Here is a 25,397-nt window from a genome sequence, read left to right on the forward strand (position 1 = left end):
AGTGACGGATCTCGTGTGTTGTACATTCTTACTGGATTGAATGTGCGGCGAAGAGGTTCCAGGAAATAGCTCCACCGTATAGACCGTACCCGAAACCGACACAGGTGGTCAGGTAGAGTATACCAAGGCGCTTGAGAGAACTATGTTGAAGGAACTCGGCAAATTGCACGCGTAACTTCGGAAGAAGCGTGACCCCATTTTACGCAAGTATGATGGGGTGGCACAGACCAGGGGGTAGCGACTGTTTATCAAAAACACAGGGCTCTGCGAAGTAGCAATACGACGTATAGGGTCTGACGCCTGCCCGGTGCTGGAAGGTTAAAGGGAGGGGTGCAAGCTCTGAACTGAAGCCCCAGTAAACGGCGGCCGTAACTATAACGGTCCTAAGGTAGCGAAATTCCTTGTCGGGTAAGTTCCGACCTGCACGAATGGCGTAACGACTTCCCCGCTGTCTCCAACATAGACTCAGTGAAATTGAATTCCCCGTGAAGATGCGGGGTTCCTGCGGTCAGACGGAAAGACCCCGTGCACCTTTACTATAGCTTTACACTGGCATTCGCCAAGGCATGTGTAGGATAGGTGGTAGGCTTTGAAGCAGGGACGCCAGTTCTTGTGGAGCCATCCTTGAAATACCACCCTTATCTTCGTGGATGTCTAACCGCGGTCCGTTATCCGGATCCGGGACAGTGTATGGTGGGTAGTTTGACTGGGGCGGTCGCCTCCGAAAGAGTAACGGAGGCGCGCGATGGTGGGCTCAGACCGGTCGGAAATCGGTCGTCGAGTGCAATGGCATAAGCCCGCCTGACTGCGAGACTGACAAGTCGAGCAGAGACGAAAGTCGGTCATAGTGATCCGGTGGTCCCGTGTGGAAGGGCCATCGCTCAACGGATAAAAGGTACGCCGGGGATAACAGGCTGATGACCCCCAAGAGTCCATATCGACGGGGTTGTTTGGCACCTCGATGTCGACTCATCGCATCCTGGGGCTGGAGCAGGTCCCAAGGGTATGGCTGTTCGCCATTTAAAGCGGTACGTGAGTTGGGTTCAGAACGTCGTGAGACAGTTCGGTCCCTATCTGCCGTGGGTGTAGGAATATTGACAGGATCTGTCCCTAGTACGAGAGGACCGGGATGGACGTATCTCTGGTGGATCTGTTGTCCTGCCAAGGGCATAGCAGAGTAGCTATATACGGAATGGATAACCGCTGAAGGCATCTAAGCGGGAAACCAACCTGAAAACGAGTGTTCCCTATCAGAGCCGTGGAAGACGACCACGTTGATAGGACGGGTGTGGAAGCATGGCAACATGTGAAGCTTACCGTTACTAATAGCTCGATCGACTTCTTCGTTCCCATTGTTCATGCTCATCAAAGATGAACATCATCTGTTCTGTCCTGACGCGCATAGCGCTCCGGACGGGCCGCGCCACAGGTATTTTGCTTGAAAGCAAAAACCGGAAGGCGCGACGACCTCTGGTCTGTATGGCAAACATACGGGAAGGGTCGCAGAAAGACGTGTTAAATTAAATGAAGCGCAAGCTTCCCAGCTTCTCGAAACAACACTCATGTGAAAACATGAACTGTGTTGCGTTTTGCCGACCTGGTGGTTATCGCGGGGCGGCTGCACCCGTTCCCATTCCGAACACGGCCGTGAAACGCCCCAGCGCCAATGGTACTCCGTCTCAAGACGCGGGAGAGTAGGTCGCTGCCAGGTCTGCAAAACGCAACAAATATCTTCTCAAGCAAACTCTTCGGCCCAGCCGATACAAAGGGCCGCTCAAAGCGGCCTTTTTGCATTACGGAACATGAAAACATAAGGAAAACGCCTCGTGCGTCCCTTAAAGGAGACAAATCGCCTTCGGCAATTTGCTCCGGCAATATACATCACAGCTTCCCTGTGATGCAGTCGCGATAAATCCAATACGGATTTACGCTGGTCGCGATAAATCCAATAGGGATTTACGCTGGTAACGCGGGGTGGAGCAGCCCGGTAGCTCGTCAGGCTCATAACCTGAAGGCCGCAGGTTCAAATCCTGCCCCCGCAACCAATATCTTCAAGACTATCAACAACAAAGCCCTCCCATCCCGGAGGGCAATTTGCGTTTAGGGCCTTGGATACCGCAAATGACTTGCTGGCGGTATATCACCGTGGGACTCTGATAGCGTGCAGCGGTCGATCCATTACGCCCACTCGAGCTTCGCGGACCCAACAGGCTCACGGCCCCTATTCATTGAACACCTCCATCAAAAGTTCTTCTGACCCCATCAAACAGCCTATCGTGCTAGGTCTAAGGCAGCCGAAAGTGACCCCGATCGTGCGGGATTACCGGGTGGCTTTGGACAATGCCGAGTACGCTTATGGACCTGCCGAAGATAAAGACGCTGATTGATTTTGTCGGACGAACGAACGTCACCGAACTCATGGTGACAGAGAAAAGCGTAACTGTGCGGATATTCAAAACCGCACCTCGAACAGAGACTGGCAGCAATGTCTCGGTCAAAGCCGAGGATGACGCCCTGATCGATCGGTCGGAGTCGATCCTTCCTGCCACCACATCGGCCACCTCCGTTCATGCCCCGATTTTTGGCGTTTTGCATCGCGCTTCCGCGCCTGGACAACCTTCATTTGTCGAGGCTGGAGATGTGGTCGAGGAGGGGCAGGCCCTCTTCATCATCGAAGCCATGAAAGTCTTCAATAAAATTGTTGCGCCACGCGCTGGCCGGATCACCTATCTGACGGAGGTTGATGGTGGCGAGGTTGAGGCCAATGATTTGCTGGCGGAGATCGCGTAGTGACGAAAGGTCTCAACACCACATCGGATATGCCGGGTTTCGACACGGTCCTGATTGCCAACCGGGGTGAAATTGCTGCACGCATTCAGCGCGCCTGCCGCGAATTGGGCTTGGAGACCGTAGCCATCTGCTCTGAGGCGGACAGGCAGGCTCCATATGGCCAAACGGCTGACACCTTCCTTTGTGTTGGCCCGGCGAATGCTGCCAAGAGCTATCTCAATCAGAATGCCATCTTAATCGCTGCCCGTCTGACGGGTGCCGGTGCGATCCATCCCGGTTATGGATTTCTGTCCGAAAATGCCGCCTTTTCTCAGGCGGTCGAAGATGCCGGTCTCGTATTCATCGGTCCGGACGCAAGGTCGATCTCCACGATGGGCGACAAGATCGCTGCCAAACGGGCAATGATTGCGGCCGGTGTGCCATGTGTACCGGGACCGGATACAGCGCTTCCCGAGGATGCTGCAACGGTTGAGCGTATCGCGAATGAGATCGGCTATCCAATCATCATCAAGGCTGCGGGCGGTGGTGGCGGGCGTGGCATGCGGGTGGTGCAGGAAGCTGCCTTGCTTCATGAAGCCATTACGTTGACGAGGGAGGAGGCGAGGCAGGCTTTTGGCTCTGCTGTCCTCTACATGGAGAAGTTTCTCCAGCATCCCCGTCATATCGAAATACAGGTCTTGTGCGACACGCACGGCAATGCCGTCTGGCTTGGTCACCGCGACTGTTCGATGCAACGTCGTCATCAAAAAGTGGTCGAAGAAGCGCCAGCGCCTGGAATTTCGGTCGATGTGATCCAGCCGGTTGGTATGGCTTGCGTCGAGGCTTGCCGACAGATTGGCTATCGCGGGGTGGGAACTTTCGAATTCCTGTTTGAAGACGGCAAGTTCTATTTCATCGAGATGAATACGCGCTTGCAGGTCGAACATCCCGTCACGGAAATGACGAGCGGCATCGACATCGTTCAGGCCCAGATCAAGGCGGCGCAGGGTAAGCCTCTGGACTTGCGGCAGGCAGATGTTATCTGCGACGGACATTCTTTCGAATGCCGGATCAATGCCGAAGATCCTGATAAGTTTCTCCCCTCGGCGGGCGTCGTGACCGATCTTGTGCTGCCGGAAGGAGAGGGGATTCGCGTCGATACCCATATCCATGTCGGCTACCGGGTGTCACCCTATTATGATTCCTTGATCGCCAAGTTGATCGTACATGCGCCGACCCGTGCTGAAGCCATGGTTAGGATGCGCCAAGCGCTTGCGGGTACACGGGTGGAGGGTATTTCGACCAATCTTCCGCTCCTGCGCGTCCTGTTTGAGGACGACGCTTTTGCGCAGGGCGAAACAGACATTCACTATCTTGAACAATGGCTAAAAGAACGGAGCGCGGCATGAGCAGGCCCGACTTTAGCGACCCCGTCTTACTCACAGCTTTGACCGATATGCTGACGGATGCAGGCGTGGACGGCGTGGAAATCACGACGCCTGAGGGTCAGGTACGCATTATTGTTTCTGCCTCGGCAAGATCTGCAATTTCCGTCGCCGTCACTGTTTGCTCACCAAAGGCCGCTGTTTCGAAAGTGGTGGTAAAAGCGCCGATTGCCGGTCTCTTCTGCTCTTCTAAGCCTGCTCTGCCTGCAAAAATGCAAAATCTTCCGCGTTTGGTTGCTGCAGATGACGTGATTGGATTTATCCGGATCGACCACATTCTCATCCCCGTTGTCGCGGGTCGTAACGGTTCGCTCGTCAATCAGCTTGCCGTGCAGGATGCTCTGGTTGGTTTTGGTGATCCGCTGTTCGAAATCGAGCTTCAATCATGATTGCGACATCGAACACTCTAGCACCTCGTCACGAAATCCAGCCCGTCATCAAAGGCCAGGCGCGCGTTTCGTTCATAGGCTCCCGGTCATTCTTGCTCGAAGCATCCGGCGAATTTGATCTGCCAGCACAACGCTGGATCTGGGCGCTTTCGCAAACGGTAAAAGTCTGGGCAGGTGTTGCGGAAGTCATTCCCGGCATGACGAACCTTCTGGCGATTTTTAAGGAAACGCCTGAAGATCCAGAGTCCATCGTGTCTCAGTTGCTCGATGCCTGGGATAAAGCAGCCAGTCTGGATATTGTCGGGAAGACTGTTGAAATACCGGTACATTATGGGGGCGAATACGCTGCCGACCTTCCAGCCATCTGTGATTTTTCAGGGCTGAGCGACCGCGAAGTCGTGCGGATTCACCATGAGGCGACCTACCGCGTCTTCGCGCTTGGGAGCGCGCCAGGCTTTGGCTATCTGCATGGTCTTGATGCGCGCATCTATATGCCGCGAAAAACCGTGCCATCGATCAAGATGGAAAAGGGTTGCGTGACGATCGGTGGAATGCAGACGGGTGTGGCGATGTTGACCGGACCGAATGGGTGGAATTCCATCGGTTACGCCGATTTGCAGATGTTCGATCCCGCCTCTTCTTCGCCAGCTCTTTTGGCACCCGGAGATACGGTTCGCTTCATACCTACAGGGATCGAGCTATGATCGAGATTATCGAAACCGGCCCCTTCAACACCGTGCAAGACCTCGGTCGCCCCGGTTACCGTGACATCGGGGTTTCTGCTGGCGGTGCCATGGATCCTCTGTCGCTCAAGATCGGCAATATTCTGACCGGTAATGCCGCAGATGCTGCTGTCATCGAAGTCCAGACTTTTCCATTCAAATTGCGTTTTACGAAAACAGCAACATTTGCCGTTACCGGGACGGATGGGCCCCCGTTGCTTGACGGGAAAGAGCTGCTTTCCTGGTGCGCTCATATCGGCAAGGAAGGTCAGATACTGGAACTGAGGCAGCCGCCGAAACTCGCCCGCGCCTATGTCGCGGTTACGGGCGGGGTGGACGTTCCGGTTTTGATGGGATCTCGAAGCACGGCACTGCGCGGCAGTTTCGGCGGTCACGATGGGCGACCGCTTGCAAAAGGTGACAGGCTGGAAATAGGGGCTTCCGCCGATCTGTTACCACTGCCATCAAACGGGCTTGGTGTAGTTGAGCCTTCCGTGGCTTTGAGCGATATTTTCCCGCCTGTGGTGGACGGCGTTTTGCCGATACGTGCTATTCCGGCCGGTGAACAAAAGCTGTTTGCCAATGATGGCGAGGAATTCTGGAGCCAGATCTGGCGCATATCCTCCCGCAGCGACCGGACCGGTTATCGGCTGTCGGGTGATCCTATAAAACCGACCGAAACCATCGAAATGCGTTCCCACGGTGTGATGCCGGGCGTTGTACAGGTGCCGCCAGGTGGCGAGCCGATCATCCAGATGAGCGATGCAAATACGGCGGGCGGTTATCCAAAGATTGCCGGCGTGATCGAAGCCGACCTGTGGCGGTTAGGACAGGCACGCGCGGGTGGGAAGATCAAATTCGTGAAGTCCAATCACGAGGAAGCGCGTGTGGCCGAGCGGGCAGTTGCGAAATACGTCGATGATGTTCGCCAGACCTCACAAATGGTCAAGCGAGCGCTGAATGCGATGGGTTGACGGACAACCAGGGAGCAAAGGGAGGAAACGATGAAGATCGATCTGAACTCCGACATGGGCGAAGGCTTCGGTCCTTACCGGCTCTGTGACGACGAAGCGATGATGAAGATCGTATCGTCGGCTAATATTGCCTGTGGTTTTCATGGCGGCGAGCCAGATACGATGGCGCGAATGGTTCGCCTTGCCAAAGAAAATGGCGTCGGCATCGGCGCACATCCGGGATTGCCTGATAGGGCAGGCTTCGGCCGACGCGAAATGCCCTTCCAGCCGGATGAGTTGAGACAGCAGATGCTGTATCAGCTCGGGGCCTTGATCGCGATTGCCAAAAGCGAAGGCGTCGAAGTCGGGCACTTCAGTTTTCATGCGGCCATGGGCAATATGGTCAATCGCGACCCGGCGCTTGCCGATATGATGATGAATGCCATTTCTGCCGTTGATCCGAAGCTTGTGGTGTTCGTAACGCCGGACAGCGAAATCGAGAGAGCGGCAAAACGCGCTGGCTTGAAGACCCTGGCATTGTTTTTGGCCGATCGCGCCTATGACGCCAAGGGAAGCCTTGTCGCGCGGGGTCTTCCCGGCGCGCTGGTCAAGGATGAACCATCGGTGCGTGCGCGTGTCCGCCGGTTCCTGACCGATGGCACGGTCAAAGCCATCGATGGCACGATCATCACAATGCCGGCTCGCTCCATCCTCGTCCACAGCGATACGCCCGGTTCACTGGAGCTGGCGCGTATCGTGCGTAGTGAAATCAGCGCCTCCGGCGCAACGCTCGCGCCTGCCGCAGAACTCGCGTCTTAATGGGCCTCTGGTTGGCCCGTTCTCTAAATCTTACTGAAAGATCATGCAGATGCCCTCTACATCAGACCGCCTGAAAAACGTTTCCATCTCCGCTTCCGCCGCCATGACCCAACGCGCCAGAGAGCTCGCCGCGCAGGGTGTCAAGGTGGTCAGCCTCTCCTCAGGTGAACCGGACTTCCCGACGCCTGCTCACGCAATCGAGGCCGCGCACGAAGCAGCCCTTGGCGGGCAGACGAAATATCCACCGATGGATGGCACGCCTGCGCTGAAAGCCGCGATTGCCAGAAAGTTCAAGCGGGACAATAATCTGACCTACGATGCCAGCCAAATCATCGTTTCTGCAGGCGGCAAACAGGTAATTTTCAACGCCATGCTTGCAACCTGCAATCCGGGCGACGAGGTCGTTATTCCCACCCCGTCATGGGTCAGCTATGCGGATATCGTCAAATTCGCAGGGGGTGTTCCGGTCGCTGTGCCGTGCGTCGAACAAACCGGTTTCAAACTGCGTGCCGAAGATTTGGAAGCTGCGATTACGCCACGTACCAAGTGGCTCATTCTCAATTTTCCCAACAACCCCACCGGCGCCGCCTGTTCCCGCGCGGAGATGAAAGCAATCGCAGAGGTTATGCTGCGTCATCCCCATGTCTGGATCCTGACTGACGATATTTACGAGCATCTTGTCTATGATGGCTTCGAATTCGGTACAATTGCCGATGTCGAGCCGCGGCTTTATGACCGCGTTCTGACAATGAACGGCGTGTCGAAGGCTTACGCCATGACGGGATGGCGTCTGGGCTATTGCGCCAGCGGCTCGAAGGAACTTATCGCCGCAATAAGCAATGTAAACGGTCAGAACGGCGGCGGCATTGCCACTGTTTCGCAGGCGGCAGCCATTGCAGCGCTGGACGGTCCCCAGGATCTTCTTAAAGAACGCGCCGCTATCTATCGTGACCGTCGCGATTTTGTTCTGAGCAAACTCGGCGAGATTGACGGTTTGCGCTGCCATAAACCGGAAGGCGCTTTTTACCTCTATCCCAATATGTCTGGGCTTATCGGCAGGACCACCAAGGGCGGACGCAAAATCGAAGGCGATGTGGATTTTGTGATGGCGCTGGTGGATGAGCATCACGTGGCAACGGTACAGGGCGCCGCCTATGGTATGAGCCCATACTTCCGGATCTCCTACGCAACGAGCATGGAGATGCTGAGCGAAGGCTGCGCCCGCATTGCGCAGTTCTGCCAGGATATGCGTTGATCCTGAAAACGATCCTTTGGCTCGGTTGCCGGGCCAAAGGATACTCTAAAGTTTCAATTTTTCCGTCAGTTCCACCAGGATATCCTTGACGGCAAAAGCCGGCTCAGACAGCGAATTCTGGTCGGACATGCAGAGCGACAGTGTTTCTTCGATCCGTGGCGACAGCAGCCGGCAAATAAGTGGTTCGCTCGTTTCCGAGACGATCCGGTTGGCTATCGCTTTTGGCATGATGGTTGCGCCGAGACCACTGGCAACGGCGCGGGCAAGCGTCCTGACGATTTCCACTTCCGCGACGACCTTCAGATTGATCCGGCTGCGGGTGAATGCCGTGTCTACAGCGCGCCGGACAAAATTATACGCGGGTGGCATCAGCATGGGCATGCCATCAAGCGCGGCGATCGGCACCGGTTTTGAATCCGCTTCGATTGCGAAATCGCGATGTGCGACAAGATAAAATTCTTCGCTGAGCATGGGCTCGAATTTTACGCCCTTGATTGGTCCGACCCCATGGATCAAAGCCAGTTCCAGACGTCCATTCATGATCATCTGGCTATAGGTTTGTCCCACACTTTCCGTCAGGTGGATCAATATCCCCGGATGTCGCTTCCGCGTTTCCGCCAACAGCTCCACGGAAAGCGTTGCAGCGCTGCTGAATGGGACCAGACCGACAGAGACGCGTCCCGCAATTGAGTTACCCGCCGCCGATACGTCAACCTGCGCCTGTTCCATCTGGCGCAATATGATCTGTGCATGGCGGTAAACGGCATGCCCCGCATCCGTCATCGTCACGCCCTGCTGGCTGCGGATGAGCAATTTCTGGCCGAAATGATCTTCAAGCGCGGCTAGTTGCTGGCTGAGTGCCGGTTGCGCCAGATGCAGAATATCTGCGGCGCGCGTGATGCTGCCACTGTCTACGATGACGATGAATGATTTGAGACGTCTTATATCCATGCTTGGCGCAGCTTACAGGCTCGCACGCGTTTTGCAATCTGGGCGCCAGAGCGGAAAGCTCCTGCCTGGAACAAGAACATCCCGGAATCCCGTCTCTAATTGCCTGTTTGCGGGTCTCCATAAAACTTACTTATTACTCCAAAAATAATCGGTCTTAGGCAAGCAGGGAAAGCTTCGCTAGTGTTGATGGTAACAAAAAAGGGGATCAGAATGCCATTCTCCGATTACAAGACCGCTTTGGTCACCGGTGCTTCATCCGGTATCGGTGCCGCTGTCGTAGAGCGGTTTTGCCGCGAAAACATTGAAGTCCACGCGGTTGCCCGCAGCGCCGGCGCCCTGAATGAACTTGCCGAACGCACCGGCTGCATACCGCACGCGATCGACGTTACCGATCGCGCTGCAATTGCCGATCTTGCAAACAAGGTGCAGTTCGACATTCTCGTGAACAATGCCGGCGTCGACAGGCCGAAGAAGTTCCTTCAGGCTGATGCGGAGGATATCGACCTTTTGATCGATGTGAATCTCCGTGCCGTTCTCCACATCTGCCGGCTGATTGTTCCGGGCATGGTGGAGCGTGATCGCGGGCATGTCGTCAATATCTCGTCCATCGCCGGAAACTATAATTTCGGCGGCAACTCGACCTATCATGCCGTTAAAGCTGGTGTCGCCATGCTTTCGAACCAGTTGAGGCTGGATGCATTCGGCAGACGCGTCCGCGTAACGGAGATCTGCCCCGGCCGCGTGGCGACGGATATCTTCACTCACGTTCACGGCAACGATCCGAGCGTGCGCGAGCGCTTCATCGATGGTTTCGAGTTGCCGAAAGCGGAAGATATTGCCGACGCGATAGCCTTTGCCATTGCCGCTCCAGTTTCCATGAATATCGGCCATATGGAAATCACCCCGACATTGCAGGTTATGGGCGGACTTCAGACGGCCAAACCGCAGACTGTGGCGCAAGCTGACGCAGCGAAGGAACAAAAGCCGTGAGCGGTTTCGACCTGTCGGCAATCCTGAGCGACCCGCAATATATTGCAATGCTCTGGCACGGATTGCAGATGACCTTCGTCATCTTTATCGGGTCCTGGTCTCTCGCCATGACGCTTGCGCTGGTCCTGTTATGCGTGCGGTTTTCATCGTCGCGTTTTGCTGATCGCGCCGTGGCGGCCTATGTTTCCTACCACCGCAATGTGCCCACACTCGTGCAATTGATGCTGTGGTACTTCGGGATATTCACGCTCCTGCCTTCAGGTTTGACGGACTGGCTGATCGGTCACAATGCCGAAGCGATCTTTGCCGTGGTGGGTCTTGGTCTCTGTCAGGCAGCCTATTTCAGTGAGGATCTGCGTTCAGGCCTGCGCTCCGTCAGCCCGGGACAGATGGAGGCGGCCAAGGCATTGGGCCACGGTTATCTCTCCGCGATGCGCTTCATCATCATGCCGCAAGGCGTGCGTAATGCCCTGCCGCCGCTCATCAATCACAGTGTCTCCTTGTTCAAGAACAGCAGCCTCGCCCTCATTATCGGCGCTTCCGAATTGACGCATGCCATCAAGGAAATTGAAAATCTCAGCTTCCAGACCTTCGAGATCTATCTTGTCGGAACTGTTCTGTACCTCTTCTTCTCGCTGTTGATCATGGGTGCCGGTGCGTATCTTTCGATGCGCCTTGATCCGGCGTGGAGGGCACGCGGATGATCGGCGACATGATTACCATCGTTCATGACAACTGGTTGCTGCTGCTGATCGGGCAATATCCGAACGGCCCGCTTGGAGGGCTTGCGAACACGATCATCCTGTCTGCCCTTGCCATCGCACTGGCCTTTCCTGTCAGCATCCTTATGGCGATGGCGCGCCTGTCCAAGTGGCGGCTCCTGCGGTGGCCGGTAACGGGGCTGGTCTATGTCACGCGCGGCGTGCCTTTGCTCATGCTCATCCTGTGGAGTTATTTCCTCGTTCCGCTGTGGACCGGCGCAGACGTGCCGAGCTTCGTCATCATGTTGACGACGCTTGTCATCTATCAGGGCGCATTTCTCAGCGAAGTCGTAAGAGCGGGTATTGTCGCTCTTGGTGCGGGGCAGATGGATGCGGCGAGAGCGCTTGGCCACAGCTATCTCGGTGCAATGCGCTTCATCATCTTGCCGCAGGCGCTTTACAACATGATCCCCAGCATGATCTCGACATTCGTCGCCACGATCAAGGATACGACGCTCGGTTACGTCATCAACGTACCCGACCTCACCTTTGCGGCAAGTCAGGTCAATAATCAGCTTCTGACCCAACCATTCCAGGTCTTCCTCATCCTCGCGGTTGTCTACTACGCCATTTGCTGGAGCTTGACGTATCTCGCAAATGCCGTCGAGCGGCGTATCGCCAAACGCCGTGCCGGTGTGGTCGGTCGCCGGCAACAGGCATTGCAGGCGCAGGCGAAAATCATAACGGAGCAGCCATGACAAACACGGCATCATCAACACAGCAGACCATCCGCATTTCCAATGTCTGCAAGAGTTATGGCGACTACGAGGTTTTGAAGAATGTCGACGCCGAAGTCGCGCGGGGCGAGGTTATCGTCATCTGCGGCCCTTCCGGCTCCGGCAAATCCACATTGATCCGTACCGTCAATCGTCTCGAAGAGATCAACAGCGGATCCATCACGCTCGATGGGCAGGATATTCACGCGGCAACCAAGACAAAGGAACTCAATCTTCTGCGCAGCAGAGTTGGTTTTGTGTTCCAGAATTTCAATCTCTTCCCGCACCTGTCCGTTGTCGAAAATGTCACGATTTCCCCGATCCGGGTGAAAGGCGTCGCACCTGATGTTGCCCGCCAGAAAGCTTTGAAGCTTCTGGATCGGGTAGGCCTCTCCGACAAGGCCGGCGCCTATCCGGGGCAATTGTCCGGCGGTCAGCAGCAGCGCGTGGCAATTGCGCGTGCGCTGGCCATGGAGCCGCCCGTCATGTTGTTCGATGAACCGACAAGCGCTCTCGACCCGGAAATGGTTGGAGAGGTGCTGGCCGTCATGAAGGGGCTCGCGGCAGAGGGCATGACCATGCTTTGCGTGACCCACGAAATGGGCTTTGCCCGTGAAGTTGCCGACCGCATCTGGTTCATCGACGCCGGCGAAATTCTCGAAAAAGCGACGCCGGAAGAGTTTTTTACAGCACCACGCCATCCGCGCGCGCAGCGGTTCCTTTCCGATCTGCGCCACTGATACCAATCAATCATAAGAGGAGAACTGACCATGAACTGGAAATGCCTGACACTTACCGTTGCACTGGCTGGAACCGCTCTCGCGTCACCAGCGGCGGCTGATCAACTCGATACGATCATGGCGAACAAGGTGCTTCGTTGCGCAACCTTTGCTGATGTCGTGCCATTCGCGGCACCCGATCCGAAGACCCGTGAAATGGCCGGTTTTGACGTTGATCTTTGCAACGCGATCGCCAAGGAACTGGGCGTGAAGGCCGAAGTCAAACCGGTGTCGGTGGAAGCCCGTGTGCCGGAAGTCAAGCTTGGCCGCGTCGATATCACTGTCGCCAATCTCGCCTACACACAAAGCCGCGCCGAGCAGATTCAGTTCAGCGATCCCTATTATCTCGCCAAGGAAATGCTGATCGTGCCGGTTGATGATGCCGGCAAGAAGAAGTCGGATTACGAAGGCCAGCGTGTCGCCTCCACCAAGGGCTCGACCTCTGAAATGTCTATCAAGCTCAACAAGTCCGAGCCGCTGACCTTCCAGGATACTGCCTCTGCCTATCTTGCCGTTCAGCAGGGCAAGGCGCGGGGTATGGTGGCCAACACCATGACCACCACCAAGTTCATCAATGAATCGAAGACCAAGGGCAAACCGATGCGCATGATCGAGGAGCCGATGCTCTATCAGCCGATCGGTGTCGGCATGGCAAAGGACAATCCTGCCCTGACAGCGAAAATCAATGAAGTGCTGCGCACACTCGACGCCTCCGGCGAGATAAACAAAATCTGGGACAAGTGGCTTGGCCCGAATACCGAATACAAAATGACCCGTACGGACAAGGTCGTCCCGCTCTCCGAGCTGAAATTCGACCCGATCCCCTGATCCCGCCTGGCTTCAAGCCACGGCAACGATTGACACATGACAATTAAACTCAATGCGAGTGGCGGGACGTTCCCGCCGCCAGCCTTACCGTGGGAGGTTTTATGATCCACATTAAAGATATAGCAGAACGGCCAAGCAAGGCAGACGTCGAAGCCCTTTCGAAGTTTTCGCCGGCAACCATCCACGAGGCACAGGGTCGCAGGGGCGCACTTTCCTCCCGCATCAAGCCTGTCGATTACCGCATGAAACTGTGTGGTCCCGCCTTTACCGTCAAATGCGCGCCGCGTGACAACATCATGTTGCAGCTGGCCATTAATTACGCCAAGCCCGGCGACATCATCGTGGTTTCAGCTGGTGAGTACGAAGAGGCTGGTTCCTTTGGCGACGTGCTGGCAAATGCCTGCCTTGCAAAGGGGATCGGTGGTCTGGTGACGGATACCGGTGTGCGTGACACCTTGCAGCTTCGAGACCTTGGCTTCCCTGTGTTCTCGTTCAGCGTCTGCATCAAGGGTACCGTCAAGGAAACGATTGCCGCAGTAAACGATACGATCATCATTGGCGATGAGATCGTCAATCCCGGCGACATCATTGTTGGCGATGCGGACGGTTTGGTGGTTGTGCGTCGTGCGGACGCTCAGGAATCAGCACGTCTTTCGCAAATTCGCGAAGATGCTGAAGCGGGCTTCATTGAAGCTTACAAGCAGGGCAAATCCGTTATCGAAGTTAGCAATCTGGAGCCCGTCCTGAAGGCAAAGGGGCTTGTCGTTGATATCTGATTTTTGTGTGGTGCAGCGAGGCGCGTTTGGCGTTTTTGAACTTTTAAAACCGTCGCAACCATAGCTACATCAATGCAAACAAAAGCCCTCCCCCCGCGGAGGGCTTTTGGCTTCACGGCTGACGAGACCATCGAACTCCAGGAAGCCCCAAGGGCGGCCCTTCTTGCGCGCTGCGTGGCCAAGGATCCAGTATGGGCGGATCGCGGTTTTTTATGCGTTCCGAGCTATGAAGATACGTCCGATCGTGTTGAGCAGAATCTGCGCAGCCAGAATGGCGGTTGAGCCGGTGTGATCGTAATCAGGCGCGACCTCGACCAGATCAATGCCGACGATCTCGCCACGCTTTGCAAGACCTGCAATCAGTTCCAGTACCTCGTAATAGATGAAGCCACCATGGCTCGGGGTCCCGGTTCCTGGCGCGATGGACGGGTCGAAGCCATCGATATCGATCGAAAGATAATAGCGCTTGCCCGCGGGGATGCGCTCCACTACGGCGTCCACGCCGAGTTTGCGGATCTGGCGCACGGAGAGAATATCCGAGCCCTGGGAGCGGGCATAGTCGTATCCTTCCTTTGCGGTGGAGGAGACGTTGCGGATACCGAGCTGGGTCATTCCGGTGACCCACGGTTTTTCCGAGGCGCGGCGCATGGGGCTGCCATGTCCGAAGCGGACGCCGTGACGCTCATCAACGAAATCGAGATGCGCGTCGATCTGCACCAGATGGATCGGCTCCTGATCGCTGAAGGCATTGATGCAGGGGATGTTGATGGAGTGGTCTCCGCCAAGCACCACAGGCAGTGCGCCGGCTTTAAGGATTTTGCGGACGCCGAACTCGATATTCGCGTGGCTGTTCACCGTATCGGTATGAACAATGTCGGCGTCGCCTATATCGACGATCTTCACGCCTTCCAGATATGTGACGTCGTCCTCGTGATCGTAGGCGCCTGCGTGGCCGAAGGAAAACAGGGTGGAGGCCTCACGGATGCTGCGCGGCCCGAAGCGGGCGCCGGGGCGCCATTGCGTCCCAAAATCGAATGGGGCACCGAGAACCGCAACATCCGCGTCGATCGCGTCCCAGTTTTCGACGTAGGGACTTTTGGCAAAGGTGGAAATACCGACGAATGGCAGGTTCAATCGTCCGCCGTCATAGCCGTGGGCAGTCATGGAGATGTCCTTTCAGATATCAAAGTGCGCGCTCGCGCCAGGTTTGCAGAAATTGTGAAAGGCGTTCGCTCTTCGGATTACTGAAAAGCGTCTGCGGCGCGCCTTCCTCAACGATCTTGCCGTCATCCATGAAGACGACACGGTTGGCCGCATGCGCGGCAAAACCCATTTCGTGCGTGACGATGACCATGGTCATTCCTTCCGCCGCGAGCGTCTTCATGACGGAAAGCACTTCACCGACAAGTTCGGGATCGAGTGCGGAGGTCGGTTCGTCGAACAGCATGGCGCGGGGGTTCACCGCCAGTGCGCGGGCGATGGCGACGCGTTGCTTCTGCCCACCGGACAGGCCGTCGGGTCGGCGGTCAGCGAAAGCGGCAAGCCCGACTTTATCCAGCATGGCGCGGCCGCGCTTTATCGCTTCGGCCTGGGGAAGACCATGGACGAGCCTGAGCGCCAATGTCACGTTTTTGATGACGCTCATATGCGGCCACAGATGAAAGTGCTGAAAGACCATTCCAAGCGGGCGGCGCGTCTCTGCCAGTTCTTTCGGACCGGCGCGTTCGCGGCCAAGCGGGGTTTCACGCCAGCCGATCAGGCGGCCGAAGACATCGACATCACCCGCGTCATAGGGATCGAGAAATGCAAGCGAGCGCAGAAGCGTGCTCTTGCCCGATCCCGAAGGTCCGATGATGCACAGGACATCACCCATATGAATGTCGAGATCGATGCCTTTCAGAACGGTCTTGTCACCGAACCTTTTCTCCAAGCCGCGCGCGGAAATAACAACTGTTCGTTCGCTCATGTCAGGAGCCTTCGGTGGAAAGGCGGCGTTCGAGATAGAGGCCGAGCCGCGACAGGATTTCGACGATTGCCCAGTAGAGCAGGGCAATGGTGAGATAAGGGGTTACGACCGCGAAGGTGATCGAGCTGATCGTACCGGCGACCTTGGTCAGCTCGCTGAGCGTGATGACGGACAGAACGGCGGATTCCTTGACGAGATTAATGGCCTGGCCGACGGAAGCCGGCAGCGTCAGTGCCAGCGCCTGCGGCATCTGGATGTGGAGAAAGGTGTCGCCGGAGGTAATGCCCAGCATTCCCGCCGCTTCGATCTCGCCTCTTGGAACGGCATTGAAACCGGCGCGGAAAATCTCCGCAAAGGGGCCAGCGCCATAGAGGCCGAGACCGACGATGCCGGCGGCATAGGGGCTGAGGATCAGCCCCAATTGCGGGCCGCCATAATAGAAAAGAAACAGGATTAGCGCGAGCGGCGCGCCGCGGGCAAACTCCACATAAAGCCTTACCGGCAGGGAGATGGCCATGTACCGCGACCGTAGCGCCGCAGCCAGCACGATACCGATGATGACGGCCAGTGCGATACCCGCAATGGAAACTGTCAGTGTTGTGAGCAAACCGGCCGCATAGAGAGGAATATCGTTCAGGAAGCCGGAAATCATCGCGTCGCCCCCTTTGTGAGGTGCCGTTCGACAAGGAGGCCTATTCCCGCAAGCAGCGCTCCGACCGCGACATAAAGCAGGAGAGCCGAGAGATAGGCGTCGAGTGGCCGGAAGGTGGTGGCTGCATATTGCTGGGCACGGCGCGTCAAGTCGGTGACGGCGATGACCGAAACGAGTGAGGAGTTCTTCACGAGAGCCTGTATCTCGCCGACAAGTGCCGGCAACATGGTTCTGAAGGCCTGGGGCACTTCAATGTGCAGGAATGTACGACCTGCGGAAAGGCCGAGCATGGCGGCGGCTTCCCGCTCTCCCTTTGGAATGGATTGCAGGCCTGCCCTGTATATCTCCGACTGGAAGGCGGCTGTGTTTAGCGCCAGCGCCAAAGTTGCGGCAGCAACCGGCGTCAGATCCAGCCCCAGAAGTGGCAGGACGTAAAAGACGATCAGCAACTGGACTAGAATGGGCGTGCCTCGCCAAAAGGAGATGTAGAGACCGGATGCCAGGCGGGGCAGGCGGCCGCTGCGACCGCAGGCCGCGAGGAGAAGGGCCAGCGGCGCTCCCAGAAGAAGCGCCGAAAGGCTGACGGTCAGCGTGGTGAAGAGGCCGTCCACAAGAACCGGCCAGATGGCAAAAGATATCTTGTCCATGACCGGTTCGACCTGCCGGTCACTCAGTCGCCGGCAGAGTGGCGGGCAGTTCCATCTGCGCGCCGAACCATTTCTTCTGGAATTCGGCCAGTTTGCCGGATGCGTTGAGCTTTGCCAATTCACTGTCCATGAAGGCATTTAGCGTCGCACTGTCAGTATCGTTGCGGCCCGCCCATGAGAAATAGGTCTTCGGTCCGAAGGTCGGCAGAACGACTTCAAAAGCATCCGGCCGCTGGCGTGCAGCTTCCAGAAGGTTTGGAAGCGAGTTGACGACGGCGCGCAGGCGCCCGGCACCGAGGTCGGCATAAGCTTCTGAGAAATCCGTGTAGCTGGAGACCGTCGTGGCATCCTTGCCGGCCGCCTTCAGTTCGGCGGAAAACGTCTCAAGCGCCTTGAGCTGCGCGGAGCCCGCCTGCGAGCCGACGGGCTTACCCGCGATATCTTCCGGCTTGGAGATCTCGGCATCGCCCTTGCGTTTCAGGATTGCCATCGTCGCATCGGCAATGGGTGCTGAGAGCTTGTAGGCCTTCATGCGTTCCGGCGTCACGGTGACCGAGGTCACGACATAATCGAAGCGGCTGGCGGCAAGGCCTGGCAGGATGCCCTGCCAGGGCAGATCGAGACGCTTCAGCTCAACGCCCGGCAAGGCTTTCATGACTTCTTCCATGATGTCAGCGGAATAACCGACGATCTTGCCGTCCTCGACAAATTCGAACGGCGCAAACCGGGCCTCGGTTGCGACAGTGAAAACCTTATCGGCCTTGATCTTTTCCAGAAGATCGGCGGCATGGGCGGATGCGCCGAGGCTGACAGCGAAAGCTGCGCAGAGCGTGAGAGATTTCAGAGTGGGCAGGTTTTGCATGGTTTCGTTCCCTTATTGGTTTGTGATTGGGGAGGAGGAAACCATGGACATTATTCCAGAAAAATAGGAAACTGATGGAGTTTATATTTGTAAAATTGATGTAACGGTCCCCATGCAGCTCGCGCAATCCGACCTTCGTTCTCTCGCCGTCTTCCGCGCCGTCGTGGAGCACAAGAGTTTTCTCGGCGCGCAAATCACGCTCGGGCTGAGCCAGTCCGCTGTCAGTTTCCACATCAAGGCACTGGAAGACAGGCTCGGTTTCAAGCTGTGTCGGCGAGGGCGATCCGGTTTTGAATTGACGGATCGCGGCGCGCTCGTACATGAGCGTTCGAAAGTGCTGTTCCTGGCGCTGAACGCCTTCGAAAGCGATATCGGTACGCTCAAGAACCGTATTACCGGTACGTTGCGACTGGGACTTGTGGACAACACGATTACCGATCACGACCTGCCCATTCACCGGATCATCGCCCGCATCAGCGAAAAGGCGCCGGAAGCACGTATCGAGCTGGTGATCGACACGCCGGACGCCCTGTTGTCGGAAATTGCCAATGGCGGCCTGGACATCGCACTTTTACCGGAAACGCTGCCGTATCAGGGCCTGAAGCTTTCGCGCTTCAGGGAAGAGGCGCATTCACTGTATTGCGCGAAGGGACACCAGCTCTTTCATCTTCCCGATGCCGAACTTTCCGTCGAGCGCATCGAATCCTTCGATTTTGTCGTGCGGCCCTATGCCAATATGCGTGAGCTGCAATATTTTCCGCAGGCACGGGCGCGCGCTTCGGCCTCCAACATGGAGGCGCAGGCGATGTTCGTGATGTCCGGCCACTATGTTGGGTATCTGCCTGATCATTATGCAGATGATTGGGTCCAGAAAGGAATTTTCCGGCCGTTGATGGCAGCAAAGACCCGTATCCAGTCCACCTTCGTTATTGCCACGCGGTCCGCTGAAAAGCCTTCGACGGTGCTCGATTTCTTCATTCGCGAACTCGCCGGTTTCGCATCAGAGGCGTTTCACAAGAACGCGCGCAAGGCGTAGAGCATACGCCGCTCACAGCCCCGTCGTCGCGAACGCCGACGTATGTTCCAGAGGGGCAAGTGTGATCTCGGAAGAAATTGCCTTGCCGATGGCATCGCTGTTCGCTATCCATACTTCAATAATTCAAGGATTATTGAAGTATGGATCAGCATCAGGCTCTTTCGGCATTTGCTGCCCTCTCTCAGGAGACGCGCCTCGCGATCGTTCGAGCACTTGTCGTTGCCGGTCCTGACGGACTGGCCGCCGGTGCAATCGCCGAGCGCATGGGCGTCTCGGCAACGAACGTGTCGTTTCATCTCAAGGAACTGGAGCGGTCTGGCCTGGTCTCGCAACGACGAATATCGAGGTCTATCCTTTACAGCGCCAGCTACGACACTTTGGCCGAGCTTGTGAAATTCCTGGTAGAAGACTGTTGTGCCGAACATCCGGCGATTCTGGAGAATGTCGAGCGAAGCAATGGATGCGCCAGTCCGGCCGGCACTTCGTCCGATGGGGGCAATATCATTGCATAATTCGAAAGTACCTGCTGGCATCGTCTCAGCGCTTGGCCTCACGCAGATCATCGGTTACGGCACTCTCTATTACAGTTTCAGTATTCTTGCCCCCGGCATGGCGGAAGACCTCGGCCTGACATTGGCGGAGGTATTTGGCGTCTTTTCGGTGTCGCTATTCATCGGAGGTCTGTCGGCAACCTATATCGGCAGGCAGATGGATAGGATCGGAGCCGCCACGGTGATGACGGTCGGCTCAGGCCTTGCGGCCTTGATGCTGTCGCTCTGTGCCTGGTCACCGTCAGTCGCAATCTTCGCCGTTGCCATCATCCTGCTCGAGGTATCGTCCGGAATGGTGCAGTATCAGGCCGCATTCGCGACGCTGGTCGAAAGCGATCCCAGAACCGCATCCCGGAGCATCACCTACCTCACGCTGATCGGTGGATTCGCATCGACGATCTTCTGGCCGATCTCGGCCGCGCTTTCCGAATGGATGTCGTGGCGTGAGATCTATCTGGTCTTTGCAGCGCTGAATCTGTTCCTTTGCATGCCTCTACACGTCTGGATCATGCGCGTCGGCAAGACCGGACCGAATGCGGATGCGGCTGTGCCTCGCGAAGCCATAATCGGAGCAATCCCCCACGATGCGCGCCGCCGAAGCATGATCATGGTGTCGTTCGCCTTCGCGCTTCTCGGATTTACGCTTGCCGCGATCCTCGCGCACATGGTGCCGATGCTCGGTTCCATCGGGCTAGGTGGCGCGGCAGTAGTTATAGGATCTCTGTTCGGTCCGGCACAGGTCGCAAGCCGCCTGATCAACATGGTCTTCGGAAAGAACCTGTCGCCGCCAGCGCTCGCCGTCCTGTCGGCGGTGCTGATCGTGTTCGGCATCCTGATCTTGCTGGCAACGCGAGACTGGCTACCGGGGTCAGTCGCGTTCGCAATCTGCCTCGGGCTTGGGTCAGGCATCAACAGCATCGCGCAGGGTAGCCTGCCACTCTATCTGTTCGGATCGGAAGGGTATGGCGCGATCACGGGCAAGATGGCGGCAGCTCGACTGGCGCTCGGAGCCGGGGCACCCTTCGCGTTCGCGGCGTCCATGGAAAACTTTGGCCTGAGCCTGTCACTCATTGGAAACGCATGTCTCGGCGCGGTCAGCATCACGGCATTCGTTGCGGTGGCAGCGTCCTGTCGGCGGCCAGCCACCGCAACAACCTAGGTCGTCAGATCGACTTCAGGGAGACCCGCTTCTCCAACTCGACTGCTTCTTCCTTCCGCTCGCTGTAGCGGTCGGTCAAATAGGCCGAGGCATCGCGGGTCATGATGGTGAACTTCACCAGCTCCTCGCAGACATCCACCACCCGGTCGTAATAGGGAGACGGCTTCATCCGTCCGTTAGCATCGAACTCCTGATACGCCCTTGCGACCGACGACTGGTTGGGGATGGTGATCATCCGCATCCATCGCCCGAGGATACGCATCTGGTTCACGGCATTGAAGGACTGGCTGCCGCCGGAAACCTCCATGACGGCGAGCGTCTTGCCCTGTGTCGGGCGAACAGATCCGAGCGAGAGAGGAATCCAGTCGATCTGCGACTTCATGATGCCGGTCATCGCGCCGTGGCGCTCGGGGCTTACCCAAACCTGCCCTTCCGACCATTGCGAGAGCTCACGCAATTCCTGCACCTTCGGGTGGCTCACCGGTGCTTCGTCGGGCAAAGGCAGGCCCTTCGGATCGAATATCCGAACTTCGCATCCAAGTCGTTCGAGCAGCGGCCCTGCTTCGAAGGCAAGCAAACGACTGTAGGATACCTCGCGTAGCGAACCGTAGAGGATCAGAATGCGGGGCTTATGTGTCGAAAAGGCCGGACGCATAGCATCGAGATCAATCGCGTGCAGGTGCTGGCCCTCAAGTGCGGGGAATGTGTCAGGCAATGCGCTTTCCTTCATCATCGAGGAGCTGTTCGCCGTCTTCTTTGGTAAACGGCCCCTTGAATGCGTCTGCCGGAAGTATATCCAGAACCACTTCCGAGGGGCGCGACAACCGCGTACCCATTGGGGTGATGACGAATGGCCGGTTGATCAGGATTGGTGTCTCGAGCATGGCATCGATCAACTGGTCATCGGTCAGTTCAGGATATCCAAGCCCAAGCACCGTATAGGGCGTGCCCTTCTCGCGGATCGCCTCGCGGACGGTCAGCCCGGCGTCGGCGATCATCTTGACGAGTTGCTCGCGGCTCGGCGGGGTTTTCAGATACTCGATCACAGTGGGTTGAATACCGGCGTGCTCAATGAGTGCGAGGGTGTTGCGCGAAGTGCCGCAATCCGGGTTGTGATAGATGGTGACGTCCATGCTCATTGCCTTTCGGTAATTGTGTTTCGGGAAACGGCTGGGGCCGCCTCGTACCAATCCTTCGAGCGGTTCACGATCCAGACGACCGAGAGCATGACCGGAACCTCGATGAGGACACCGACAACGGTTGCCAGTGCTGCGCCTGATTGAAAACCGAACAGGCTGATAGCGGCCGCAACCGCGAGTTCGAAGAAATTGCTTGCACCGATCAGTGCCGACGGACCGGCAATGCAGTGCCGTTCGCCGCTCATCCGGTTCAGAAGATAGGCGAGCCCGGAGTTCAGATAGACCTGGATAAGGATGGGGATTGCAAGCAAGCCGATGACGGCTGGTTGGGCGATAATCTGCTCGCCTTGGAAGGCGAAGAGAAGAACCAGTGTTGCAAGCAGCGCTACCAGCGAAATCGGCTGCAGCCTTGCGAGAATGCGATCGAGCATCCGTGACGTTCCGTCCGCCATGAGCCGGTGCCGGATGAACTGCGCGAGGAAGACGGGCACGACGATATAGAGGGCAACGGAGAGGACGAGCGTGTCCCACGGAACGGTGATTGCGGACAGGCCAAGCAAAAGGCCGACAATGGGAGCAAAGGCGATGACCATGATCGCATCGTTGAGTGCGACCTGCGAGAGCGTGAATAGTGGTTCGCCGCGTGTCAGGTTAGACCACACAAAGACCATGGCAGTGCAGGGCGCTGCGGCAAGAATGATCAGTCCCGCAATATAGGAGTCGATCTGGTCAGCGGGAAGATAGGGGCGGAACAGCCAGCCGATGAAGAGCCAGCCCAGCAACGCCATCGAGAACGGCTTGACGGCCCAGTTGATGAACAGCGTGACGCCGATACCCCGCCAGTAGGTGCCGACCTGCGTGAGAGAGCGGAAATCGATCTTCAGCAGCATCGGAATGATCATCAGCCAGATCAGGATTGCGACCGGGATATTCACCTTGGCAATCTCGGCCGCGCCAATGAGCTGGAAGACGCCGGGCAGCAAATGGCCGAGGGCGACACCGACGATGATGCACAGAAACACCCAGACGGTTAGGTAACGTTCAAATGTGGACATCAGGCGGACTTTCCCGCGTGTGGAGTGCAGCAGGGCGTCAACTCGGCGATCAGCGGAGCGCAAAGCTCTGCCGATCCACCACAACAATCCTTCAGGAGAAACAGCGTCATGTCGCGAAGCTGTTCTATCTGCGCGCGATACATGATGATTCTGCTCTGGCGTTGCGATGATACGAGGCCCGCGCGTGACAGAACATTCAGATGCGCGGACATGGTGTTTTGCGGCACCACCAGCGCGCGCGCGATGTCACCCGCCGGCAAGCCTTCCGGTGCGTGCCGCACAAGCAGCCGAAAAGTTTCGAGACGGGTTGGCTGCGCAAGCGCCGCCAAAGCGAGAATAGCCTGTTCTTGTTCCATATATCCAGATTAATGGAAATATAGGCATAGTCAATGTGTTTTTGCGGGTGTTACCAAACACCACAAACTCCAGGGAATCATTTTACGAATATCGACAGAAACCCATTTCGGGCCGGTTTTTAGTGCGGGAAAATCGTCGGCCCAGTCGCTTCGGCGACTTGGTATTATTGTACATGCGAGTCCGCCTGCATGAGTGGGACGCCACCCATGCAGGCTTGCTTCAAGGCATTGCGGACGAAACCGGCAAGCGTTCTGTTCGGCTCACGCGCCCGAACGGTCTCTCTGTTCGCGCCATACGGCGAAAGCCTTCTGGTGTTCGTCCTTCGTGCAGGGATAAAGACCGATGATGGTTGCGCCGCCCTTCACCTGTTCGACCACGAAATCCTCGTAAGCGGTCATTTCCACCGCTTCTGTCGCGATTTCGTCGGCAATTCCGGCGGGGATGACGATGACGCAATCCGCATCGCCGACAATGATATCCCCGGGGAAAATCGGGGCATCGCCGCAGCCAATCGGGCCGTTGATTTCAATTGCTTCGTGTTTCGTGAGGTTTGTAGGGCTGGATGGTCGGGTGTGGTAGGCTGGAATATCCAGCTCCGCAATCGTCGCAGCATCGCGGAAACCGCCATCCGTAACGACGCCGGCAGCACCGCGCACCATCAGGCGGGTGATAAGAATATCACCAGCAGATGCGGCGCTCGGGTCTTTGCGGCTGTCCATGACCAGTACGTGGCCGGGCGGGCAGGTCTCAATGGCGACGCGCTGGGGATGTGCTGGGTTGCGGAATTCCACCAGCTGGTTGCGGTCTTCGCGGGCGGGCATGTAACGCAGCGTGAATGCAGGCCCGACCATGTTCGCGCCCTTGTGGCCAAGCGGGTGGACGCCCTGAATGACCTGGTTGCGCAGGCCGCGCTTGTAGAGTGCGGTTGCGAGGGTGGCGACGGAAACCGTCATCAATTTTTCCCTGGTTTCTGTATTCATCTTATTCTCCTCGAATAGCGTGAGTGTCTGCACATCAGTTTTTGTGGATCGGTTCGTCTATGAAAACGCCGCCCTGGTATTTCGCGATTGCGGCATCCGGATCAGGGCGAGGGACATCCCGTTCGATATCGGCCCGGAAGCGTGCGGCATTATCCCGCCGCTGCCAGCCGAGAAAATCGACGTGGGAATTATCCCACCAGCTGTCGTCATTGGCAGAGACGCCCCAGATGACCAGGCAACCGAGTTTTGGCGCGTGAAATACGGCCTCTACCAGGGAGACCAGATCGTCATGGCTGAGCCAGGTGGATAACATGCGCCAGTTGGTGGGCTTCTCTTCGCAGGAGCCAATGCGGACGATGGCCGTTTCCTGTCCGAATTTGGAATGGTAGAGGCTCGCCATTGCCTCGCCGAAAATCTTCGAGACGCCGTAAAGGCCATCCGGCAAAAACGGCGTCTGCGGCGATAGCTGCTCACCCTGCGGATAATATCCGATGGTGTGGTTGCTGGAGGCAAACAGGATGCGTGGCATGCCAGCAAGCCTTGCTGCCTCGTAAAGATTATAGACACCGCGCAGATTGGCGGCCTCGATGGGATCGTAAGCCTTTTCGACGGAGATGCCGCCGAGATGGACGATGCCGTCGCAATCCTTCACCAGCGCATGGACGGCGCCACCGTCCTCCAGAGAGCAGCGGATGATCTCTTCATTCGCTGCCGCCGCACCCATATCAACCACATCCGAAAGGCGGATGATCTCCGCGAGGTGGCCGAGCCTGCCGCGCAACATGCTGCCCAGCTTGCCGCCGGCGCCCGTAATCAGCAAACGTTTCATCATTTTGCGCG

General features: G+C 57.0%; 28 protein-coding genes, 1 tRNA gene and 2 rRNA genes (1 of these 31 cut by a window edge). 19 read left to right on the plus strand and 12 right to left on the minus strand.

Going from position 1 to position 25,397, the window contains the following annotated elements; genetic code table 11:
* The 10 genes from G6L97_RS18775 to G6L97_RS18820 form a co-directional block, all read left to right on the plus strand.
* A 23S ribosomal RNA gene (locus G6L97_RS18775) occupies window positions 1-1,347 on the plus strand; it begins 1,460 nt to the left of the window's first position.
* A gap of 249 nt (window positions 1,348-1,596) precedes the next feature.
* Window positions 1,597-1,711 (plus strand): 5S ribosomal RNA (gene rrf / locus G6L97_RS18780).
* Window positions 1,712-1,968: 257 nt separating this feature from the next.
* Window positions 1,969-2,045, plus strand: a tRNA-Met gene (locus G6L97_RS18785).
* 310 nt (window positions 2,046-2,355) lie between these two features.
* Window positions 2,356-2,790, plus strand: coding sequence for an acetyl-CoA carboxylase biotin carboxyl carrier protein (locus G6L97_RS18790; RefSeq protein ID WP_112201073.1), 435 nt, complete (start codon window positions 2,356-2,358; stop codon window positions 2,788-2,790).
* Window positions 2,791-2,819: 29 nt separating this feature from the next.
* Window positions 2,820-4,178 (plus strand): acetyl-CoA carboxylase biotin carboxylase subunit, encoded by a 1,359-nt coding sequence (accC, locus tag G6L97_RS18795; protein ID WP_174003629.1) that lies wholly within the window; start codon window positions 2,820-2,822, stop codon window positions 4,176-4,178.
* On the plus strand, window positions 4,175-4,603 hold the full coding sequence (locus G6L97_RS18800; RefSeq protein WP_149916407.1) for an acetyl-CoA carboxylase: 429 nt from the start codon (window positions 4,175-4,177) through the stop codon (window positions 4,601-4,603). Before accC ends, G6L97_RS18800 begins: the two co-directional genes overlap by 4 nt.
* Window positions 4,600-5,307: a 5-oxoprolinase subunit PxpB gene (gene pxpB / locus G6L97_RS18805; protein ID WP_174003548.1), complete on the plus strand. Its 708-nt coding sequence runs from the start codon at window positions 4,600-4,602 to the stop codon at window positions 5,305-5,307. Before G6L97_RS18800 ends, pxpB begins: the two co-directional genes overlap by 4 nt.
* Window positions 5,304-6,299, plus strand: coding sequence for a 5-oxoprolinase subunit C family protein (locus G6L97_RS18810; protein ID WP_174003551.1), 996 nt, complete (start codon window positions 5,304-5,306; stop codon window positions 6,297-6,299). Before pxpB ends, G6L97_RS18810 begins: the two co-directional genes overlap by 4 nt.
* Before the next feature lie 30 nt (window positions 6,300-6,329).
* Complete coding sequence (locus tag G6L97_RS18815) at window positions 6,330-7,097, plus strand: 5-oxoprolinase subunit PxpA (RefSeq protein WP_112199404.1); 768 nt, start codon at window positions 6,330-6,332, stop codon at window positions 7,095-7,097.
* A gap of 49 nt (window positions 7,098-7,146) precedes the next feature.
* Entirely contained in the window at window positions 7,147-8,352 is a 1,206-nt protein-coding gene (locus tag G6L97_RS18820) for a pyridoxal phosphate-dependent aminotransferase (RefSeq protein ID WP_080850206.1), read from the plus strand.
* A 45-nt stretch (window positions 8,353-8,397) separates the two neighbouring features.
* On the opposite strand, the gene nac is transcribed toward G6L97_RS18820, so the two are convergent.
* On the minus strand, window positions 8,398-9,303 hold the full coding sequence (gene nac, locus G6L97_RS18825) for a nitrogen assimilation transcriptional regulator NAC (protein WP_003518016.1): 906 nt from the start codon (window positions 9,301-9,303) through the stop codon (window positions 8,398-8,400).
* 210 nt (window positions 9,304-9,513) lie between these two features.
* Here nac and G6L97_RS18830 point away from each other — a divergent pair, with 210 nt between their 5' ends.
* The 6 genes from G6L97_RS18830 (at window position 9,514) to G6L97_RS18855 (ending at window position 14,153) form a co-directional block, all read left to right on the plus strand.
* Entirely contained in the window at window positions 9,514-10,293 is a 780-nt protein-coding gene (locus G6L97_RS18830) for an SDR family oxidoreductase (protein ID WP_174003554.1), read from the plus strand.
* Window positions 10,290-10,997 (plus strand): amino acid ABC transporter permease, encoded by a 708-nt coding sequence (locus G6L97_RS18835; RefSeq protein WP_003518018.1) that lies wholly within the window; start codon window positions 10,290-10,292, stop codon window positions 10,995-10,997. The genes G6L97_RS18830 and G6L97_RS18835 overlap by 4 nt, the downstream gene beginning before the upstream one ends.
* Entirely contained in the window at window positions 10,994-11,752 is a 759-nt protein-coding gene (locus G6L97_RS18840; RefSeq protein WP_003518019.1) for an amino acid ABC transporter permease, read from the plus strand. Before G6L97_RS18835 ends, G6L97_RS18840 begins: the two co-directional genes overlap by 4 nt.
* Window positions 11,749-12,510 carry an amino acid ABC transporter ATP-binding protein gene (locus tag G6L97_RS18845; RefSeq protein WP_003518020.1) on the plus strand — a complete coding sequence of 254 codons (762 nt, stop codon included), beginning with the start codon at window positions 11,749-11,751 and terminating at the stop codon, window positions 12,508-12,510. Before G6L97_RS18840 ends, G6L97_RS18845 begins: the two co-directional genes overlap by 4 nt.
* A gap of 30 nt (window positions 12,511-12,540) precedes the next feature.
* The gene (locus G6L97_RS18850; RefSeq protein WP_174003557.1) at window positions 12,541-13,377 is read left to right on the plus strand and encodes an ABC transporter substrate-binding protein; all 837 of its coding nucleotides are present in this window, start codon (window positions 12,541-12,543) and stop codon (window positions 13,375-13,377) included.
* Between the two features lie 101 nt (window positions 13,378-13,478).
* Window positions 13,479-14,153 carry a 4-carboxy-4-hydroxy-2-oxoadipate aldolase/oxaloacetate decarboxylase gene (locus G6L97_RS18855; RefSeq protein ID WP_174003560.1) on the plus strand — a complete coding sequence of 225 codons (675 nt, stop codon included), beginning with the start codon at window positions 13,479-13,481 and terminating at the stop codon, window positions 14,151-14,153.
* A 210-nt stretch (window positions 14,154-14,363) separates the two neighbouring features.
* Here the strand turns inward: G6L97_RS18855 and speB are convergent, their stop codons facing one another.
* The 5 genes from speB to G6L97_RS18880 are packed head-to-tail and all read right to left on the minus strand — an operon-like array spanning window position 14,364 to window position 18,280.
* Window positions 14,364-15,317, minus strand: coding sequence for an agmatinase (gene speB, locus G6L97_RS18860; protein ID WP_013761977.1), 954 nt, complete (start codon window positions 15,315-15,317; stop codon window positions 14,364-14,366).
* 19 nt (window positions 15,318-15,336) lie between these two features.
* Complete coding sequence (locus G6L97_RS18865) at window positions 15,337-16,119, minus strand: amino acid ABC transporter ATP-binding protein (RefSeq protein ID WP_003518027.1); 783 nt, start codon at window positions 16,117-16,119, stop codon at window positions 15,337-15,339.
* A gap of 1 nt (window position 16,120) precedes the next feature.
* Window positions 16,121-16,771: an amino acid ABC transporter permease gene (locus G6L97_RS18870; protein ID WP_174003563.1), complete on the minus strand. Its 651-nt coding sequence runs from the start codon at window positions 16,769-16,771 to the stop codon at window positions 16,121-16,123.
* On the minus strand, window positions 16,768-17,418 hold the full coding sequence (locus G6L97_RS18875; protein WP_035199833.1) for an amino acid ABC transporter permease: 651 nt from the start codon (window positions 17,416-17,418) through the stop codon (window positions 16,768-16,770). Before G6L97_RS18875 ends, G6L97_RS18870 begins: the two co-directional genes overlap by 4 nt.
* A gap of 19 nt (window positions 17,419-17,437) precedes the next feature.
* A complete protein-coding gene (locus tag G6L97_RS18880; protein ID WP_174003567.1) occupies window positions 17,438-18,280 on the minus strand; it encodes a transporter substrate-binding domain-containing protein in 843 nt (280 codons plus the stop codon).
* Window positions 18,281-18,392: 112 nt separating this feature from the next.
* Here G6L97_RS18880 and G6L97_RS18885 point away from each other — a divergent pair, with 112 nt between their 5' ends.
* The 3 genes from G6L97_RS18885 to arsK all read left to right on the plus strand — a co-directional run bounded on the left by G6L97_RS18885 (window position 18,393) and on the right by arsK (window position 21,026).
* The gene (locus G6L97_RS18885) at window positions 18,393-19,316 is read left to right on the plus strand and encodes a LysR family transcriptional regulator (RefSeq protein ID WP_003518035.1); all 924 of its coding nucleotides are present in this window, start codon (window positions 18,393-18,395) and stop codon (window positions 19,314-19,316) included.
* A 140-nt stretch (window positions 19,317-19,456) separates the two neighbouring features.
* Window positions 19,457-19,828 (plus strand): ArsR/SmtB family transcription factor, encoded by a 372-nt coding sequence (locus G6L97_RS18890; RefSeq protein ID WP_025595275.1) that lies wholly within the window; start codon window positions 19,457-19,459, stop codon window positions 19,826-19,828.
* A complete protein-coding gene (arsK, locus tag G6L97_RS18895; protein ID WP_025595274.1) occupies window positions 19,821-21,026 on the plus strand; it encodes an arsenite efflux MFS transporter ArsK in 1,206 nt (401 codons plus the stop codon). The genes G6L97_RS18890 and arsK overlap by 8 nt, the downstream gene beginning before the upstream one ends.
* A 4-nt stretch (window positions 21,027-21,030) precedes the next feature.
* On the opposite strand, the gene arsH is transcribed toward arsK, so the two are convergent.
* The 6 genes from arsH to G6L97_RS18925 all read right to left on the minus strand — a co-directional run bounded on the left by arsH (window position 21,031) and on the right by G6L97_RS18925 (window position 25,389).
* Window positions 21,031-21,759 carry an arsenical resistance protein ArsH gene (gene arsH, locus G6L97_RS18900; RefSeq protein WP_173997579.1) on the minus strand — a complete coding sequence of 243 codons (729 nt, stop codon included), beginning with the start codon at window positions 21,757-21,759 and terminating at the stop codon, window positions 21,031-21,033.
* Complete coding sequence (arsC, locus tag G6L97_RS18905; RefSeq protein ID WP_081308787.1) at window positions 21,734-22,159, minus strand: arsenate reductase (glutaredoxin); 426 nt, start codon at window positions 22,157-22,159, stop codon at window positions 21,734-21,736. The genes arsH and arsC overlap by 26 nt, the downstream gene beginning before the upstream one ends.
* Before the next feature lie 2 nt (window positions 22,160-22,161).
* Window positions 22,162-23,220 carry an ACR3 family arsenite efflux transporter gene (gene arsB, locus G6L97_RS18910; RefSeq protein ID WP_013761984.1) on the minus strand — a complete coding sequence of 353 codons (1,059 nt, stop codon included), beginning with the start codon at window positions 23,218-23,220 and terminating at the stop codon, window positions 22,162-22,164.
* Window positions 23,220-23,576 carry an ArsR/SmtB family transcription factor gene (locus G6L97_RS18915; protein ID WP_003518041.1) on the minus strand — a complete coding sequence of 119 codons (357 nt, stop codon included), beginning with the start codon at window positions 23,574-23,576 and terminating at the stop codon, window positions 23,220-23,222. The genes arsB and G6L97_RS18915 overlap by 1 nt, the downstream gene beginning before the upstream one ends.
* A gap of 261 nt (window positions 23,577-23,837) precedes the next feature.
* Window positions 23,838-24,557, minus strand: a complete 720-nt coding sequence (locus G6L97_RS18920; RefSeq protein ID WP_003518042.1) for a ribonuclease activity regulator RraA — start codon at window positions 24,555-24,557, stop codon at window positions 23,838-23,840.
* A 34-nt stretch (window positions 24,558-24,591) separates the two neighbouring features.
* Window positions 24,592-25,389 carry an NAD-dependent epimerase/dehydratase family protein gene (locus G6L97_RS18925; protein ID WP_025595272.1) on the minus strand — a complete coding sequence of 266 codons (798 nt, stop codon included), beginning with the start codon at window positions 25,387-25,389 and terminating at the stop codon, window positions 24,592-24,594.
* Window positions 25,390-25,397 lie beyond the last annotated feature (8 nt).

The sequence above is a fragment of the Agrobacterium tumefaciens genome (assembly GCF_013318015.2).
Lineage (GTDB): Bacteria > Pseudomonadota > Alphaproteobacteria > Rhizobiales > Rhizobiaceae > Agrobacterium > Agrobacterium tumefaciens.

What these genes read in the sequence shown, in the direction of transcription:
- G6L97_RS18790 (WP_112201073.1), top strand. Translation starts at nt 2,356, where the DNA reads ATGGACCTGCCGAAGATAAAGACGCTGATTGATTTTGTCGGACGAACG.
- accC (WP_174003629.1), top strand. Translation starts at nt 2,820, where the DNA reads ATGCCGGGTTTCGACACGGTCCTGATTGCCAACCGGGGTGAAATTGCT.
- G6L97_RS18800 (WP_149916407.1), top strand. Translation starts at nt 4,175, where the DNA reads ATGAGCAGGCCCGACTTTAGCGACCCCGTCTTACTCACAGCTTTGACC.
- pxpB (WP_174003548.1), top strand. Translation starts at nt 4,600, where the DNA reads ATGATTGCGACATCGAACACTCTAGCACCTCGTCACGAAATCCAGCCC.
- G6L97_RS18810 (WP_174003551.1), top strand. Translation starts at nt 5,304, where the DNA reads ATGATCGAGATTATCGAAACCGGCCCCTTCAACACCGTGCAAGACCTC.
- G6L97_RS18815 (WP_112199404.1), top strand. Translation starts at nt 6,330, where the DNA reads ATGAAGATCGATCTGAACTCCGACATGGGCGAAGGCTTCGGTCCTTAC.
- G6L97_RS18820 (WP_080850206.1), top strand. Translation starts at nt 7,147, where the DNA reads ATGCCCTCTACATCAGACCGCCTGAAAAACGTTTCCATCTCCGCTTCC.
- nac (WP_003518016.1), bottom strand. Translation starts at nt 9,303, where the DNA reads ATGGATATAAGACGTCTCAAATCATTCATCGTCATCGTAGACAGTGGC.
- G6L97_RS18830 (WP_174003554.1), top strand. Translation starts at nt 9,514, where the DNA reads ATGCCATTCTCCGATTACAAGACCGCTTTGGTCACCGGTGCTTCATCC.
- G6L97_RS18840 (WP_003518019.1), top strand. Translation starts at nt 10,994, where the DNA reads ATGATCGGCGACATGATTACCATCGTTCATGACAACTGGTTGCTGCTG.
- G6L97_RS18845 (WP_003518020.1), top strand. Translation starts at nt 11,749, where the DNA reads ATGACAAACACGGCATCATCAACACAGCAGACCATCCGCATTTCCAAT.
- G6L97_RS18850 (WP_174003557.1), top strand. Translation starts at nt 12,541, where the DNA reads ATGAACTGGAAATGCCTGACACTTACCGTTGCACTGGCTGGAACCGCT.
- G6L97_RS18855 (WP_174003560.1), top strand. Translation starts at nt 13,479, where the DNA reads ATGATCCACATTAAAGATATAGCAGAACGGCCAAGCAAGGCAGACGTC.
- speB (WP_013761977.1), bottom strand. Translation starts at nt 15,317, where the DNA reads ATGACTGCCCACGGCTATGACGGCGGACGATTGAACCTGCCATTCGTC.
- G6L97_RS18865 (WP_003518027.1), bottom strand. Translation starts at nt 16,119, where the DNA reads ATGAGCGAACGAACAGTTGTTATTTCCGCGCGCGGCTTGGAGAAAAGG.
- G6L97_RS18870 (WP_174003563.1), bottom strand. Translation starts at nt 16,771, where the DNA reads ATGATTTCCGGCTTCCTGAACGATATTCCTCTCTATGCGGCCGGTTTG.
- G6L97_RS18875 (WP_035199833.1), bottom strand. Translation starts at nt 17,418, where the DNA reads ATGGACAAGATATCTTTTGCCATCTGGCCGGTTCTTGTGGACGGCCTC.
- G6L97_RS18880 (WP_174003567.1), bottom strand. Translation starts at nt 18,280, where the DNA reads ATGCAAAACCTGCCCACTCTGAAATCTCTCACGCTCTGCGCAGCTTTC.
- G6L97_RS18885 (WP_003518035.1), top strand. Translation starts at nt 18,393, where the DNA reads ATGCAGCTCGCGCAATCCGACCTTCGTTCTCTCGCCGTCTTCCGCGCC.
- G6L97_RS18890 (WP_025595275.1), top strand. Translation starts at nt 19,457, where the DNA reads ATGGATCAGCATCAGGCTCTTTCGGCATTTGCTGCCCTCTCTCAGGAG.
- arsH (WP_173997579.1), bottom strand. Translation starts at nt 21,759, where the DNA reads ATGATGAAGGAAAGCGCATTGCCTGACACATTCCCCGCACTTGAGGGC.
- arsC (WP_081308787.1), bottom strand. Translation starts at nt 22,159, where the DNA reads ATGGACGTCACCATCTATCACAACCCGGATTGCGGCACTTCGCGCAAC.
- arsB (WP_013761984.1), bottom strand. Translation starts at nt 23,220, where the DNA reads ATGTCCACATTTGAACGTTACCTAACCGTCTGGGTGTTTCTGTGCATC.
- G6L97_RS18915 (WP_003518041.1), bottom strand. Translation starts at nt 23,576, where the DNA reads ATGGAACAAGAACAGGCTATTCTCGCTTTGGCGGCGCTTGCGCAGCCA.
- G6L97_RS18920 (WP_003518042.1), bottom strand. Translation starts at nt 24,557, where the DNA reads ATGAATACAGAAACCAGGGAAAAATTGATGACGGTTTCCGTCGCCACC.
- G6L97_RS18925 (WP_025595272.1), bottom strand. Translation starts at nt 25,389, where the DNA reads ATGATGAAACGTTTGCTGATTACGGGCGCCGGCGGCAAGCTGGGCAGC.